Source organism: Rossellomorea sp. y25 (assembly GCF_038049935.1).
Lineage (GTDB): Bacteria > Bacillota > Bacilli > Bacillales > Bacillaceae_B > Rossellomorea.
The window spans coordinates 2,976,182-2,990,999 of record NZ_CP145886.1 but is presented as its reverse complement, the minus strand read 5'-3'; the positions used below and the strand labels follow the sequence as shown (position 1 = coordinate 2,990,999).

The window sequence follows — 14,818 nt, the reverse complement described above, 5'->3', positions numbered from 1 at the left end:
GGGTCTCGACCTTTCCTCTATTTCCCGCAGGAGTCAAGTGCCTTCCGCTACAATCCACTCTGTGCTACTACATTCTGACTCACTATTTTTGTTATTGTCACTATTAAACTCTATAACGAAAAATCTTTTTACGATGGTGAGGGGAGTCGTCATTAACCAACTAATTAAAATAGTTCTTTCTCAATTGGGATATTTTCCTTTAACCACTTCAAGTTGTTTGCTAAAGTTCTTGTTTTTACTGGATTTTTTAAGGATACATGCTTAGAAAGTTGATTCTCGCTGCAGGATGCTCGACTCCTGCGGGAATAGCCGGCTTGCTCAGCCCCGACAAGATAAGATGAATGGGCCTAAGAAGGCGTTCTTTGCCTTCTTGGACCATTTAGCTTATGACCTCGAGGGGCCAGCCCCGCGGAAAGCGAGCATCCTGTAGCGGAAATCAACTATTACTTTCTTCTCTAAGATAGCAACAACCTTTACGTAAAGGGACTTGTAATAAAACAATCTTTGGGAAAGAACCTATAATGGATATTTGACAGCTGCATATTGAGAAGATGGGGATTTTCACTTATACTTTAATGTGAATGATGGAAAGCAGGGTGTATGATATGAAAACGATTTATGATATCCAGCAGTTATTAAAAAGTTACGGGACCATTATATATGTTGGGCATCGTCTTTCTGACCTGCAACTTATGGAAGGCGAATTAATAGAACTTTATCAATCCCAGCTGATTGACACGAGGGATTTTCAAACAGCTTTGTTGTTGTTGCGACATGAAATAGAAATTGAAAAAGAGAAACAGGACAGGTGATAATGATGACAGAAAAGTGGTTGGTTGGTGTAGATTTAGGAGGAACGACGACAAAAATCGCGTTCTTGAATAAGTACGGTGAGCTCTTACATAAATGGGAAATCCCAACTGATAAATCTGAGAATGGGAAGAATATCATTGTAGATATTGCCAAAGCGATTGATAAGAAGCTGGAACTATTAGATCAATCCAAAGAGAAACTAATCGGGATCGGAATGGGTGCACCGGGACCGGTCGATATGGCAAAAGGAATCATTTACGAAGCGGTTAATTTAGGCTGGGACAAGAACACACCATTAAAGGATTTACTTGAAATGGAAACAGGTTTATCAGCCGTTATCGATAATGATGCAAACTGCGCAGCATTAGGTGAAATGTGGAAAGGTGCAGGAGACGGCGCGAAGGATATCGTTTGTGTGACACTCGGTACAGGTGTTGGCGGTGGAGTTATAACCAATGGAGATGTCGTGCACGGTGTGAAAGGTGCAGGTGGTGAAATCGGGCATATTACGGTTGTTCCAGAAGGTGGATTCCAATGTAACTGTGGGAAGACAGGATGCTTGGAAACGGTTGCTTCTGCGACTGGAGTCGTTCGTCTCGCAAATGAAAAACTGGATGCGACAACGAAAACGTCTGTACTTCGTGAAATCAGGGAGTCCCATGGTACAGTCAGCGCAAAGGATATCTTTGATGCAGCCAGAGAGCATGATGCACTTGCTATTGAAGTCATTGATCAATTAGCCTTCTATTTAGGATTATCCCTCGCAAATTTAGGGAATGCACTGAATCCGGAAAAGATCGTCATCGGTGGAGGGGTTTCTAAAGCAGGTGATATATTATTAACCCCGGTTGTGAAATATTTCAAACAGTTCTCATTCCCAACCGTCCGTACTTCAACTAACTTGAGTATCGCTACCCTCGGAAATGATGCGGGAGTGATCGGGGCAGCCTGGTTAGTAAAGAATAAAATCTGATGGTAACAAAATAGATAGTTATTCAAGAAAAAAGAGCTTTCCTGAAAAGGAGGGTTCTTTTTTCTGTGAATCTAGCAATGAATTGGTAGTCCTTAAGACTTAGGGACATTAGAACCGTTTTGAAGAAATATAGTTATTTTGAAACTTTTAACGGTTTCAATCGTCTAATAGTATGGGTAAGAGAATAAGACTTAAATATTAATTGTACACGTACAATGTGAAATGGAGTTTGACGTATTGTAAAAAAAGTATTAAGATGTTCAAGGCTGCGTTTTGAAAATTACCTTATTTTACCAATAAAAACATTACATGAATGTGTTACATACGAACGAACCGTTTGTAGCAAGGAGGTTGACTAAATGAAATTGAAAAAGACACCAAAAGCTTCTCTTATTATCATCGCTGCATTGCTTCTTTGGATTAAAACGTATATTGTCTATAAAACTAGTTTTGATATAAAAATAGAGAGTACACTTCAAGAACTTATACTCTTTATCAACCCACTGAGTTTCTTACTATTTATCTTCGGAGTAGGGTTACTTCTTAAGAAGGATAAGTCTCGGACCCGATATATTATCGCTGCCAGCTTCGTCCTCTCGTTTGTTCTATACGGAAACGTTGTTTTCTATCGATTTTTTGATGACTTCCTGACACTCCCTGTCCTTTTTCAAACAAGCAATTTTTCTGATTTAGGCACAAGTGCCAGCGCCATTATGAGCTGGAAGGATTTATTCTATTTTACAGATGTCATTGTATTGATCCTTATTATCAAATTAAAGCCAACATGGTTTTCTTTACAAAACTACAGCCGGGCGAATCGACGTGCGTATTTCCTGGTTGCAACGGCATTGGTATTCTTTAACCTGGGCTTGGCGGAATCAGAAAGACCGCAGCTTCTAACCAGAACGTTCGATCGTGAAATGTTAGTAAAGAATATCGGAACGTATAATTATCATGTGTATGATATTTTCTTGCAATCTAAGTCTTCCGCTCAACGGGCAATGGCTGACGGCAGCGAATTAGCGGATATTGATAACTATGTCCGCGCAAGTTACATCGAGCCTGATAAAGAAATGTTCGGGGTTGCAAAGGACAAGAACTTAATCATTGTATCACTCGAGTCCCTTCAGAACTTTGTCATTAATAGTGAAATGAACGGTCAGGAAATTACACCTTTCCTTAATGAGTTTATTGGAGAAAGCTACTACTTTGATCATTTTTATCATCAAACCCAGCAAGGGAAAACGTCTGACTCCGAGTTTATACTCGATAATTCCCTTTACCCATTGAACCGGGGAGCAGTATTCTTCACTCATTCAGGAAATGAGTTTGAATCCATGACAGAAAAGCTTGGAGAAAATGGATACTTTACCACGGCCATGCACGCAAACAATAAAAGCTTCTGGAATCGTGACATAATGTATGATTCCTTAGGATACGAACGCTTCTACTCTTTACCGGATTATGAAGTAACGGAAGAGAATTCTGTTAACTGGGGTATGAAGGATATCCCATTCTTTGAACAATCTGTCGAGCATATGAAAGAGATGCCTCAACCGTTCAGTACGAAGATGATTACATTAACGAACCACTATCCATTCACATTAGATGAAGAAGATAAGCTAATTGATCCTTACACCTCCAAAGATGGTACGGTCAATCGTTATTTCCAAACGGTTCGTTACATGGATGAAGCTGTTAAGAACTTCATTACAGACTTAAAGGAATCAGGATTATATGAAAACTCCGTTATCGTGATGTACGGAGATCACTATGGTATTTCTGAAAACCATAATAAAGCGATGAGTCAATATTTAGGTAAAGAGGTAACGCCATTTGTAAGCACCCAGCTTCAACAGGTCCCAATGATTATTCACGTTCCTGGACAGGAAGGTAAGACCATTTCTAAAGTTTCCGGGCAAATTGACTTGAAACCAACCATTTTGCACCTTTTAGGTATCGACACGAAGAAGGACATCCAATTTGGTTCAGATCTCTTCTCCAGTCAGCACGAAGACCTTGCCATTCTGCGTGATGGGCGTTTCATTACTGAGGACTATGTTTTTGCTGGTGAAAAATGCTGGGATAAGGAAACAGAAGAAACAACGGATATGAAATACTGTGAGCCATATAAAGAACGTGTAAATGAGGAGTTAGGATACTCTGATAAGATCATCAATGGAGACCTCCTTCGCTTTTACGGTGAAACCGAAAGTAAAGAAGAATAAGTAAGACAGAGCTTGCGAAGAGATTCGCAAGCTTTTTTTGTCATGAATTATTGAACCATTCATACATGTAAGTAAGGACATATGAATGGGGAGGTTCCTTCATGAAAGTGAAAGTTCGCAGTGGTGATTCCTTTTGGTACTACAGTCAGCTGTTTTATATTCCAATTCAATTAATCATTGATTCGAACCCTTCTGTTGATCCAAATGGATTGAAGATAGGGACAGAGATAGAGCTCCCTGGATTTAGAAAAGAAAGCTACTCAATTAAAAGTGGAGATTCATTCTGGACCCTTTCGGAGCAGCGGAATATAGGAGTAGACGCCCTACTCCTCTTGAACGAAGGAGTCAATCCAAATAGTTTGCAAATAGGTTCAAGTATTTTTCTGCCATCGAGAGTCGTTACCCCGATAGTAAATGGGAAACAAGCCTATAGTTCAAAAGCGTTTGAGGATGACGTGAAACAACTAAAAGAGATCTATCCGTTCATCAAGTTAAACTCAGTAGGAGAAAGTGTACTGGGAAAAGATCTCATTGAAATGAGAGTGGGTACCGGAAAGAGAAAGGTTCACATAGATGCATCCTTTCATGCGAATGAATGGATTACCACCTCCATATTGATGACGTTTATTAATGACTATTTGCTATCGTTAACGAATGGGAACCTCATGAGAGGAATTCAGACCCTTCCCTTATATGGGTTGGTGACCATCTCGTTTGTACCTATGGTTAATCCGGACGGAGTGGACCTCGTTTTGAACGGACCACCTGTCGATAGAAGAAAAGAATTAATTGAAATCAATCGGGGAAGTACAGATTTTACTGGATGGAAAGCAAATATAAGAGGAGTAGACCTGAATAACCAATTTCCAGCCAAATGGGAGTTGGAGAAAGGGAGAAAGGAAGAAAAATCACCAGCTCCGAGAGATTTCCCAGGATATAAGCCTCTTTCAGAACCTGAAACAATCGCTATGGCTAAGCTGGCTCAAGAAGAAATGTTTGACCGGCTGTTAGCCCTCCACACTCAAGGGAAAGAATTCTATTGGGGCTACGAGGGCTTGGAACCTCCGGAAGCCGCCAAGTTGGCAGCGGATTTTAACAGAGTGAGCGGGTATGAATCTGTCAGATATATAGATAGCTACGCGGGCTACAAGGATTGGTTTATTAAAGAATTCAAAAAAGCGGGGTTTACCATAGAGTTAGGAAAAGGTATAAACCCCTTGCCTCTCTCTCAATTCAACGAAATCTACCAGGATATGCTCGGAATCTTCCTAGTATCGATTTATCGGTGGTACTAACAAAAGCGGAGGCGGCTCGTTCAGAGGCGACAAGCATAAGACGAACATGCCGGAAAGGCGTCCTTTGCCTTTTTGGCATGTTTGACTTATGACGTCGAGGCTCTAGCCGCAGGAGCTGGATGAAACAAAAGCGGAGGCGGCTCGTTCAGAGGCGGCAAGCATAAGACGAACATGCCGGAAAGGCGTCCTTTGCCTTAAGGCGACATGATTGCTATAAAATTCGACTTATGATAAAAAATCACTCGAAAAATCTTTTGGCATGTTCCAAAAATAACTATTGTAGAAAGTGAAAATCAGGAGTAAAATAAATCATCATCCTACTTAAAGAATAGCCGATTGTGGTGACCCGAATGATGTGCGAGTGAACATCCGGTCATCACTTTTTTGAATTTTTGTAATTTTTTTAATGAAATTGAAACATTTTCTTCTTTTAAACGTACTTATTAATATGGAATAAATTGAGGGAGGGAGAAGGGTATGATTAATAACAAAAAGGTAAGTGTTTTGATATGTTTACTGTTGAGTATTCTTTGGTTGTCAGCTTGTCAACCTGAAGAAACTCAAACTTCTCCCTCTGAGAAAGAGAAGACTGAAAAGAAAGAGATCGTTGCAGAAATTCTTACCTCTGACAGCTTTGTAGAAAACATCGGCTGGCTTTCGGATTCGGAAATTCTAACCGTGCAAAATGAGGATGGTCAAACCTCGTTCTATATTTATAATCTTTACGATGGTAGCAATATGAAAATTTACGAGATTCCATCTTCATATGTGAGCGCAAGCATTTCACCAGATAAGGAAAAAATACTCATCCATTCAGCTCCTGTATCTTATTCAGCGCAAGTGACTATTATTGACAGGGGAGGCGAAGTGTTGTTCCAAGAGGAGGATGTCCCGTCTTATGAATTAACTCACTCATGGAGCAAGTTTGATGACAATGCTTTGTTAATGACCAGCTTCAGTGAAGATTGGAGCTTTCAAGTCTTTCGTATTGATGTAGAAAAAGGGATAATGGATCCTATTGATGTTGAACAGCCATTTGTACAGTGGCATTCGGACTCTTCCGTTCTTTTTCAAGATTGGAATACGGATGAGATCAGCGTTTCAGCTCCCCTGCTATCTCAGAATGTTGTCGACGGGGGGAAAGAAATGATAGTGGATTCCAGTGTCCACTTTAATCAATTCGATGATTCTTTATTATCTATCTTTTCCCGGGAAGAAGAGGGACCGTTTACGTATCAATTCATCACTTCAAGTGGTGAGATTCAGGCAGAATTCACAGTAGATCTCTTGAGCCGTTATTCTGATTGGTTAATCCCATATTATGATATGATAGGTGGGAAGGGTCATTTGATAACATTCAAGGCAAATGAACCAGGCTCTTTTGATACGTACACTGGAACATTCTCATTGATGAAGTGGGACACGGTTTCGGGAAAAGAAGACGTTTTGTTTGATGACCTGCCTTTAGAGCCTATACAATGTTCACCAAATGGGGAATATTGTTTATATGGAAATCAACTTGAGAAAGTAATCGTTTTGACGAACTCAAACATCATTCAACTACTGAAAGAAGAAGGAGCAGATATGTAATGGCAATAGTAGATGTTACAGTTATACCAATCGGAACGGAATCTCCAAGTGTAAGTTCTTATGTAGCGGATCTACATAGAATTCTTAAGGGGTATGAAGAAGAAGGGAAAATACGTTTTCAACTTACTCCAATGAATACGATTATAGAGGGAGAACTTCCTGTTTTGTTTCAGGTCATTCAAGACATTCATGAATCACCTTTCAAACAGGGAATCAAGAGGGTAGCGACAAATATCAGAATTGATGACCGTCGAGATAAGAAAACGACAATGGAAGGAAAGTTATCTTCTGTTCAGAGTAAATTAGATCATTAAGAGCCGGAAAAGGGGTGGGTACCTTAAAGGATACTCACCCCTTTTATCTTATGAAAATCATACTTCTTCACTTTCGACTAACACTTCACTTTTGTCAGGATAGGTTTTCTCTATATGCTGTTCACCCCATGCACATAGCATATCCAGAGGTCCTTTTAAAGACCAGCCGTATTCTGTTAATTCATATTCCACTTTGGGAGGAACTTGATTATAAATAATTCTGTTGATTACTCCATCTGCTTCCAGTTCCCTTAGCTGCTGAGTCAACATCTTCTGAGTGATTCCAGGCATTAATTTTTTCAATTCACTCGTTCTTCGCTTGCTTTTAATCAAATGACAGAGAATCACGACTTTCCACTTGCCTCCAATAACTTCCAAGGAAGCTTCTACAGGTATATTGTATTTTTTCATCGATGAACCTCCTATCCCTTACATGTAAAAGATGTGATCCTTTTACAAATAGAATGGGCTACATATTCATATTTATTATAATGTACCCACTATAAAAGTCCATAGGGTACTTTTTGGTGCCTACATTACCTTAGGGTGCCCTTGATGATAGTAAAAAAGCCTTCCGTCAAGAAACGGGAGGCTTTTTTACTATCATTCATTTGTTTGATTAATGACCACCTGGGTAACCAGAGTGAAGGACAGTCATAATTGTAAACCAACCAAAAACACCCAGTGTCGCCAGTGAGAAAAGAATTCCCATAGCGTTCTTGTTTTTGAAAGTGCTTACTACTGCAAATAACGCTAATAATGTAACCAATGCTGTAATAATTACAAGACCCATTTATATGACCCCTTTCATTAAAATGCGATTTACTACTGCGCTTAATAATCATATGTACATAAATGCACTCATTAACATTTTATATTTTTTTCCTCTGTTTGTCGAGGTCGAAAATTTGAAACTTCTATGGCGGGTTTATCTGCCAAATTTTTATGATGCCATAAGTTCTGCTACAATAATAGTATCACAATTGGAGGTGGAAACGGTGCAGTGGAAACAAATTCCTTTAGGACCTTTACAAACGAACTGCTATATCCTGTGGAACACAAAAAATGAATGCTTAGTCATCGATCCAGGCGGTGAAGGGGAGAAGTTGATTCAATGGTTGGAGAGTCAATCGTTAACTCCGTTAGCCATTCTCCTTACTCACGCTCATTTTGATCATATTGGAGCGGTTGATCCAGTACGGGACAACTATGGTATTCCTGTATATGTTCACGAGAAAGAAGCTCAGTGGTTACTAGATCCTGCATTAAATGGATCTCAATTGTTCATGATGGGTGAACTGATTAGATTGAAGCCTGCTGACTACATACTAACAACTGAAAAAAAACTGTCGATAGGCGATTTTCAGCTGCAATTATTTGAAACGCCTGGTCATTCACCTGGTAGTATTTCTTATTATGTACAAGAAAGTGAAATTGTATTAGCTGGAGATACGTTATTTATGGGCAGCATCGGGCGATCCGATTTGCCTGGTGGGAATCATAAGGAGCTGCTGACAAGCATTCATGACAAATTGTTAACGTTGCCTGAGACTACGACGGTTCTACCCGGCCACGGACCGGAAACGTCGATTGAAGGTGAGATGGATTCAAATCCATTTTTGAATGGGTTTTAAATTGTACAAAAAAATTCCCTTTAGCCATAAGCTAAAGGGAATTTTTTTAGTGTCCTCCTGCACCCGGAGTCATCATAAAGGTCGTCCAATAAGTAAATCCAGCAAAGAACACTGTTAAGTAAGCACCGAAAATATAAATATACATACGTTCGGACAGTTTTAAATAGCTTAGCATAATGAAGAATCCTGTTTGGCCTAAAAAGATTAATGATGTCGTGGTCATATCACCAAGATAGAACATTACAGCAAAAATACCAGTCCAAAATCCAAGAACTCTAAACATACGATCCATATGTAACCCTCCTTTACACCCTAAGTCCATCATTCAATATTATAAATGAATACTACCATAAAAGTAAATATCCGTTTGCTTTTAGTTTGTGACGATTACGTGATATCTACACGTGGAACAGTCATTTATCATATTTTCCTCTTGTTTAAATTCTTCCACAGAGTATAGAGTTTCAAACATTCCTTTTAGTAAGGCGTTGTGTAAACCGCATATGAACATGGGTTCCAACTGGGCATTTTCATTAAAAGGGCAATGATCATAGTGGAACTTGATTTGATCTGCATCAGTCATTGACTCATCCAAAGTAAAACCGATTGATGTGCTAATCTCCGATAAAATATGTAACTTTTCAGCTTGTGATAATTCAATTAGGGATAGGTTATGACTTTGAAGGTAGGGGTTCACCAGGCTTTTACCGTACTCATAACCCGTTTCCACCAGAGCCTTAAAACCTTCTTCTCCAAGCTTAGCTAATGAAGCAATGGTGAGACTGCTAAGTAAACGGAAGTCACGAGGAGGAAACGATAATTGCACGACTTCTTCAGAAGGGATATATCGTTTGCCGGGCCTGCCGCCTTTACCTGTCTTTACATATTCTGATTGCAGCACTCGAATCTCTTCAAGCTTCGCTAGGTGTAGTCGAGCAACATTGGGGTGAATATGAAACTCTTCGGCAATGTCTTGAACCGATACCTCTTGTTTTCTCTCGCTAATGAACAAGTAAATGGAATACCTGGTAGGGTCTGAAAGTGCACTTGTAACCTTCAGTGTCATATCCATTCAAGGAACACCTCATTTTTGTTGGTTATAACTCTATTATAAGCTTCAAGAAAAAGAATGGATATGCAAGGAAAGCCTAATATAGCTTGATTGATCGAGTGTTTTAAAAAAGTTCACAAATTTCCAGGGGATATTACTGTACAAAAGTTATACAACTAATATACAATATGTTTAACAAATCATAAACAAGCAAGTTTAAATTTAAGGAGGTCATGAAAGTGAATAACCTGACATTTTTTACTTATCCAAGCTGTACCTCTTGCCGAAAAGCCAAAAAATGGTTAAATGCACATTCCGTTGATTTTGATGAAAGACATCTATTCAGAGAGACGCCTACACATAAAGAACTGATGGAGCTTCTATCCCTAACAACCGATGGACTCGATGAAATATTGGCTACAAGGAGTCAAACCTTCAAAGATTTGGGGAAAGACGTGAACGATTTACCTCTATCGGAAGTGATCAAATTAATTATTGATGAGCCAAAACTTCTCCGCAGACCCTTGTTAACAGACGGGAAAAAGCTGGTGGTCGGCTACAATCCAGATGGATTACAGAGCCTTGCGAATAAGAACAGATCGTTGAAGAAAAGTAGTTAAATGTATAATGGAAAAATGGTTGTATTGAAAAAGGCCGGCACTTTATGAAAAGTGCCAGCCTTTTTCAATGTGGTTTCGGGGCTGAGCAAGCCGCCTCCGCTTTTAAATTGTCCAGTTCCAGGGCTTAGAGGCTCGAGGTCATAAGTCAAAGCAGCCAAAAAGGCAAAAAGCCGCCTTTATGGCAGCTTCGCCTTATGCTTGTCGGGGCTGAGCAAGCCGCCTCCGCTTTTAATTTGTCCAGCTCCAGGGCTTAGAGGCTCGAGGTCATAAGCTAAGGCACCCAAAAAGGCAAAAAACGCCTTTCCGGGTGCCTCATCTTATGCTTGTCGCCTCTGAGCAAAGCCCTTCCGCTTTTCTAACTGGGCTAGCTGGATTCGAACCAACGCGTGTCGCAGTCAAAGTGCGATGCCTTACCGCTTGGCTATAGCCCATTGAGTCGTCTTTACAAAATATAGTATGGTTGTATTTTGAAATTCTATTCAATAGTTTTAAAAAAAGTTCCCTTCCGCTTTCTAAATGGTTTTCGGAATGCACTGACGGTAATAATAAGGGTTCGGCTGGTATTGATAGTGGTATGGGGAATAGGCGAAATGGGACTGTCGTTTAGGTGAATGCCTTTGAGGTTCTAAGCAACTGGGACCGATGTAGGTGGTTGGTTTCACTTTTTCTGTAGTTTTTATCCATTCAGCTTCATCCATACAATAGTTGTAAGCCATGACGCTTGATGGTGTGAATTTTAAGATATCAGAACCTAAAACTACTTCTGGGGTAGGTGCATTAAATATGGCCAAGAGGTGGGTGTGGTCCTGGGTTGCCTCCTCATAATGCCACCAGCCTTGTGGGACATTGGTCACCTGTCCTGGAGAAATACGGTAATTTAGAACCTGCTTCGTATATGGATTGAGCATGGAAACAGTAGCTCCACCAGAAATGCAATAGACCAGTTCAGCTGCGTTCTGATGATAGTGAGGTTCCACAAAATTATGTTTACTTAAATAGATATCAAGTAGTGAGCTGTTATCCAATGTATTCAATTGATTTACCCCTAAGATATTGATTAAGTTCTGATCATCTTTTTTAAATAAGGGACTTTTATTAACATCAAAAAAGAATTGTGCTTCAGGAGAAGTGTAATCCATGTATTTACTCATGGGGTATCGTCACCACTTTCAATTTTGTGTTTATATTCTTTTTATATATATGGGCGAAGAAGGAATGTGTGAATGACTAAATGGAGTCACATGATTAATAAAGAAGTTTTATCTATGAAAGAAGGATTTTGCAAATTGATGTCGTATATCTTTAGTTAGGAAAACAGAAAGGTGGTGTTAATTTATATTTCACTCAGTGGAATCCCTATCGGAAGCAATGAGTGGAGAAGCTTTCAGCAGTGAAGCAACAGATATTCATTTAATACCCAGAACCAAAGATTACTTGATTCAATTCAGGGAGCTGGGAGCATTGGTTCCATTCCAGACCATTGACTCAAACCAGGCAGAACGATTAATTACCCATTTATAGTTCATGAACGAAAACCTCAAAGTGGATCCTTCAGCCTTACCGTCCGAAACACGCCCCTATCTCTCAGAATTTCTACCTTACCAACGACTCACCTAAAAGAAAGTCTCATCATTCGAATACTCCCTCAAAAATATCAAATACCAATTGGAAAAATGTCACTATATCCTGCCTCGGCAAAAAAATTACTTGCACTTCTGATGTATTCCCATGGCCTCATTTTGTTCACAGGACCGACTGGCAGTGGGAAAACAACGACTTTGTATTCCCTTGTTCATCATTGTTCGGCAGCCTTGAACCGCAATGTGATCACACTGGAAGATCCCGTGGAGAAGATGCATGAGGATATGGTGCAGATACAAGTGAATGAAAAAGCCGGGATGACGTATTCCACCTGCTTGAAAGCGATCTTACGGCACGACCCGGATATTATCATGGTGGGGGAGATCCGGGATCGGGAAACGGAGGAGATCGCAATAAGGGCGAGCTTAACAGGTCACTCAGTCATATTAAAAGGACCATGCATAGAGTTAAATATAAGAAGAAATGGTTTTAGGGGGGAATCACTCAACTCCGGATAAACGCAATGAAAAATGAAGAAACATGTTCAAAGTAAATGGGATTTTCACATGAACATGTTTCAAGTATTACATTATTTTGAGTTGAGAAAGGAGTTTCTTAATAAGTTAAAATTTGGTCAAGAAATTGTCTATTTTTCATCACGACGTCGTCTCAAACCTAATAAACCTGCTAACCCAATTAGACCTAGCCATCCCCAATCCGTGTCATCATCATCATTTGTATTTTCAGTAGCTACATTTCTGATGCCATTATCCAGATTGTCATTATTAACTTGTTCATAACCGTTATAGGCAAATATAGAACTTGTAAACATCATTGTTAACAATAATAAAGAGCAAGTTAGCATTGTGATTTTTTTAGTCATTTAAATCCCTCCTTTCAATGTTTGGGTTTAGCTTTAGCTTTAAGTGGAGAAAATTATTCATTATCTTTTTAAAAGAGTGGCAATAAATATAAGATATATAAATGGGGCACAGATTCTAGACTCTGCGTTTAAAACTGATCACTAACTCGATCAACCACAATCTTTTTAGTGAACATTTGAAGCAACTTTTTCTTCTCTAGGGCATCAAGTTTGTACCAGTTTGATTTAATGTCTAGGAGAATTTCTGAAAGATCCTCTGTGTTCATTTTTTCTCCGGCTGGTTGAAGAGAAGAGAGCTGCTTATTTACATCCGCTTCTTTAGAATTTTCCTCTTCCATACGAACAGAAAAATCTTCATCACTAATCATTTCGTTAACCCACGCATATTGCCACTTTTTCTTCCGTTTATCAATTTCATTTATTCTTTATTTAATAAGTTCATTCTATCTTGGCTATCATCAATCTCATCTTCTTAAGTAACGTCATCAACAATGTGGGGGGGAATATTTAATGAGTTTAGATACTTAATGAACTGAGTCTCTATATAACGTTCTGCCATAGATCGTTGATTACATGCTCCAACAACTTTTCTGTTGCAGATATAGCCTTGAGAACGATATTCTTTATTTGCTCTTTTCGAATAACCGTGTTTACCTGATAGAGGAGATCCACAGCGTGCACATTTTGCTATTCCAGAAAAAATAAATTTACTTGTAGCTGACCTTGGATGTGATGTACTTCTGGGATTATTTAACTGAAGGATATGGTTTTCCGACCATCGTAAGAAAATTAAAAGTGGACGAAGCTTATCAATTTGAAGTGGAAAATTCGAAGGGGAAAACTTTCTTTGTTACAGCCAATAAAAAATCAGCCTCAACTTAGGGGCTGATTTTTCTATTAACTTAATAGGTCCTTGAAGATAATATTAAATATTTTTCCCTATATAGCAAAATAAACCATCTTATCGAAATAAAGCATAAACCCAATAATAATCATCACATATCCATCAATTTTCATGAGGATGGTGGAATACTTCAAAAACATTCTTACTTTCCCCTATAAACAATTCCATTATTATAAATGGAATACAGGAACCGAGAGAATATGCAGTAATATTTAGGAAGGTTTGTGTTGGATTTACCATATTAGCGTACATAATAGAACCAAAGATGGGGCCAACGCATGGCGTCCACCCAGCTGCGAAAAAAATACCTACTAATAAGGAATTTAAGTAATGTAGTATTTCTTTTATTATATTGAAATCTAAATTCTCTAAGCATGAACTTTGGGACAAAAAGTCCAGTTAGAAAAAGTACCATAAAGACTAAAAATACACCGCCTAGCATCCTGATTAAATCTTTATAATCTGCAAGAATAGTTCCAATCTTACTAAAGGAAAAATCTAATACATAATATATAAGGATGATATTAACAAGAAATTAGATAAAATTATTGAATTGCTTGAAAAGGAATCTAAATAAACATTAGCTATTTTGATGCTCTATATCTATGGAGCATTTTTTTTGTCACTTTTGAACGTTTTGAGTGAAAAGCGACCTATATAGAGGATATTAATCTCATGCCTTTTCGAAATAATCTCATTTTCGAATTAGAAAATCATTACCATTAAAGCGTGCCACAGTGTATTTGTAGTGTATTAATCTAATGCAGCAAATTTTAATACATGGTCCTATTATTTTCACTGGTCACTTGGTAATTTCTGCGATGCATAAAGAATTTTTACCTATGAATAAATAAGTATATGGTAAGAAAAATTTTTGAAAGAAAAAAGAAGGATTTCGTAAATTGATGTCGTATATCTTTAGTTAGGAAAAC

Annotated in this window: 17 protein-coding genes and 1 tRNA gene; 10 read left to right on the top strand and 8 right to left on the bottom strand. The window is 38.7% G+C overall.

The window, feature by feature from the left end; translation table 11 throughout:
- The first annotated feature begins 605 nt into the window (after nt 1–605).
- From AAEM60_RS15155 to AAEM60_RS15130, 6 genes are all read left to right on the top strand, one after another.
- Nucleotides 606–812, top strand: coding sequence for a YqgQ family protein (locus AAEM60_RS15155; RefSeq protein WP_299738407.1), 207 nt, complete (start codon nt 606–608; stop codon nt 810–812).
- A gap of 5 nt (nt 813–817) precedes the next feature.
- On the top strand, nt 818–1,786 hold the full coding sequence (locus AAEM60_RS15150; protein WP_341358007.1) for an ROK family glucokinase: 969 nt from the start codon (nt 818–820) through the stop codon (nt 1,784–1,786).
- A gap of 359 nt (nt 1,787–2,145) precedes the next feature.
- Nucleotides 2,146–4,014 carry an LTA synthase family protein gene (locus AAEM60_RS15145; RefSeq protein ID WP_299738405.1) on the top strand — a complete coding sequence of 623 codons (1,869 nt, stop codon included), beginning with the start codon at nt 2,146–2,148 and terminating at the stop codon, nt 4,012–4,014.
- A gap of 101 nt (nt 4,015–4,115) precedes the next feature.
- Complete coding sequence (locus AAEM60_RS15140; protein WP_299738403.1) at nt 4,116–5,309, top strand: M14 family metallopeptidase; 1,194 nt, start codon at nt 4,116–4,118, stop codon at nt 5,307–5,309.
- A 477-nt stretch (nt 5,310–5,786) separates the two neighbouring features.
- Nucleotides 5,787–6,899 carry a hypothetical protein gene (locus tag AAEM60_RS15135; RefSeq protein WP_341356591.1) on the top strand — a complete coding sequence of 371 codons (1,113 nt, stop codon included), beginning with the start codon at nt 5,787–5,789 and terminating at the stop codon, nt 6,897–6,899.
- The gene (locus tag AAEM60_RS15130) at nt 6,899–7,213 is read left to right on the top strand and encodes an MTH1187 family thiamine-binding protein (protein ID WP_044339666.1); all 315 of its coding nucleotides are present in this window, start codon (nt 6,899–6,901) and stop codon (nt 7,211–7,213) included. Before AAEM60_RS15135 ends, AAEM60_RS15130 begins: the two co-directional genes overlap by 1 nt.
- Nucleotides 7,214–7,270: 57 nt before the next feature.
- Here AAEM60_RS15130 and AAEM60_RS15125 read toward each other — a convergent pair whose 3' ends face one another.
- Complete coding sequence (locus AAEM60_RS15125) at nt 7,271–7,624, bottom strand: helix-turn-helix domain-containing protein (RefSeq protein ID WP_044339667.1); 354 nt, start codon at nt 7,622–7,624, stop codon at nt 7,271–7,273.
- A 208-nt stretch (nt 7,625–7,832) separates the two neighbouring features.
- Nucleotides 7,833–8,006, bottom strand: a complete 174-nt coding sequence (locus AAEM60_RS15120; protein ID WP_148969664.1) for a DUF2759 domain-containing protein — start codon at nt 8,004–8,006, stop codon at nt 7,833–7,835.
- A 205-nt stretch (nt 8,007–8,211) separates the two neighbouring features.
- Here AAEM60_RS15120 and AAEM60_RS15115 point away from each other — a divergent pair, with 205 nt between their 5' ends.
- A complete protein-coding gene (locus AAEM60_RS15115; protein ID WP_341356590.1) occupies nt 8,212–8,847 on the top strand; it encodes an MBL fold metallo-hydrolase in 636 nt (211 codons plus the stop codon).
- Nucleotides 8,848–8,893: 46 nt separating this feature from the next.
- Here AAEM60_RS15115 and AAEM60_RS15110 read toward each other — a convergent pair whose 3' ends face one another.
- Together AAEM60_RS15110 and AAEM60_RS15105 are read right to left on the bottom strand one after the other, a co-directional pair.
- Nucleotides 8,894–9,139 carry a DUF2626 domain-containing protein gene (locus tag AAEM60_RS15110; protein ID WP_113970494.1) on the bottom strand — a complete coding sequence of 82 codons (246 nt, stop codon included), beginning with the start codon at nt 9,137–9,139 and terminating at the stop codon, nt 8,894–8,896.
- A gap of 81 nt (nt 9,140–9,220) precedes the next feature.
- Nucleotides 9,221–9,919 (bottom strand): helix-turn-helix domain-containing protein, encoded by a 699-nt coding sequence (locus AAEM60_RS15105; protein ID WP_341356589.1) that lies wholly within the window; start codon nt 9,917–9,919, stop codon nt 9,221–9,223.
- A gap of 218 nt (nt 9,920–10,137) precedes the next feature.
- Between AAEM60_RS15105 and AAEM60_RS15100 the strand changes: the two genes are divergently transcribed.
- The gene (locus AAEM60_RS15100) at nt 10,138–10,518 is read left to right on the top strand and encodes a Spx/MgsR family RNA polymerase-binding regulatory protein (RefSeq protein WP_299738382.1); all 381 of its coding nucleotides are present in this window, start codon (nt 10,138–10,140) and stop codon (nt 10,516–10,518) included.
- 359 nt (nt 10,519–10,877) lie between these two features.
- Here AAEM60_RS15100 and AAEM60_RS15095 read toward each other — a convergent pair.
- Together AAEM60_RS15095 and AAEM60_RS15090 are read right to left on the bottom strand one after the other, a co-directional pair.
- A tRNA-Gln gene (locus AAEM60_RS15095) sits at nt 10,878–10,949 on the bottom strand.
- 81 nt (nt 10,950–11,030) lie between these two features.
- Nucleotides 11,031–11,669, bottom strand: a complete 639-nt coding sequence (locus AAEM60_RS15090) for a cupin domain-containing protein (protein WP_299738380.1) — start codon at nt 11,667–11,669, stop codon at nt 11,031–11,033.
- 217 nt (nt 11,670–11,886) lie between these two features.
- Here AAEM60_RS15090 and AAEM60_RS15085 point away from each other — a divergent pair, with 217 nt between their 5' ends.
- On the top strand, nt 11,887–12,039 hold the full coding sequence (locus AAEM60_RS15085) for a hypothetical protein (protein WP_299738378.1): 153 nt from the start codon (nt 11,887–11,889) through the stop codon (nt 12,037–12,039).
- Nucleotides 12,021–12,617: an ATPase, T2SS/T4P/T4SS family gene (locus AAEM60_RS15080; RefSeq protein ID WP_341358006.1), complete on the top strand. Its 597-nt coding sequence runs from the start codon at nt 12,021–12,023 to the stop codon at nt 12,615–12,617. The genes AAEM60_RS15085 and AAEM60_RS15080 overlap by 19 nt, the downstream gene beginning before the upstream one ends.
- A gap of 128 nt (nt 12,618–12,745) precedes the next feature.
- Here the strand turns inward: AAEM60_RS15080 and AAEM60_RS15075 are convergent, their stop codons facing one another.
- A complete protein-coding gene (locus AAEM60_RS15075; protein ID WP_299738374.1) occupies nt 12,746–12,982 on the bottom strand; it encodes a WGxxGxxG family protein in 237 nt (78 codons plus the stop codon).
- 128 nt (nt 12,983–13,110) lie between these two features.
- Nucleotides 13,111–13,350, bottom strand: a complete 240-nt coding sequence (locus AAEM60_RS15070; RefSeq protein WP_341356588.1) for a hypothetical protein — start codon at nt 13,348–13,350, stop codon at nt 13,111–13,113.
- Nucleotides 13,351–14,818: the final 1,468 nt, after the last annotated feature.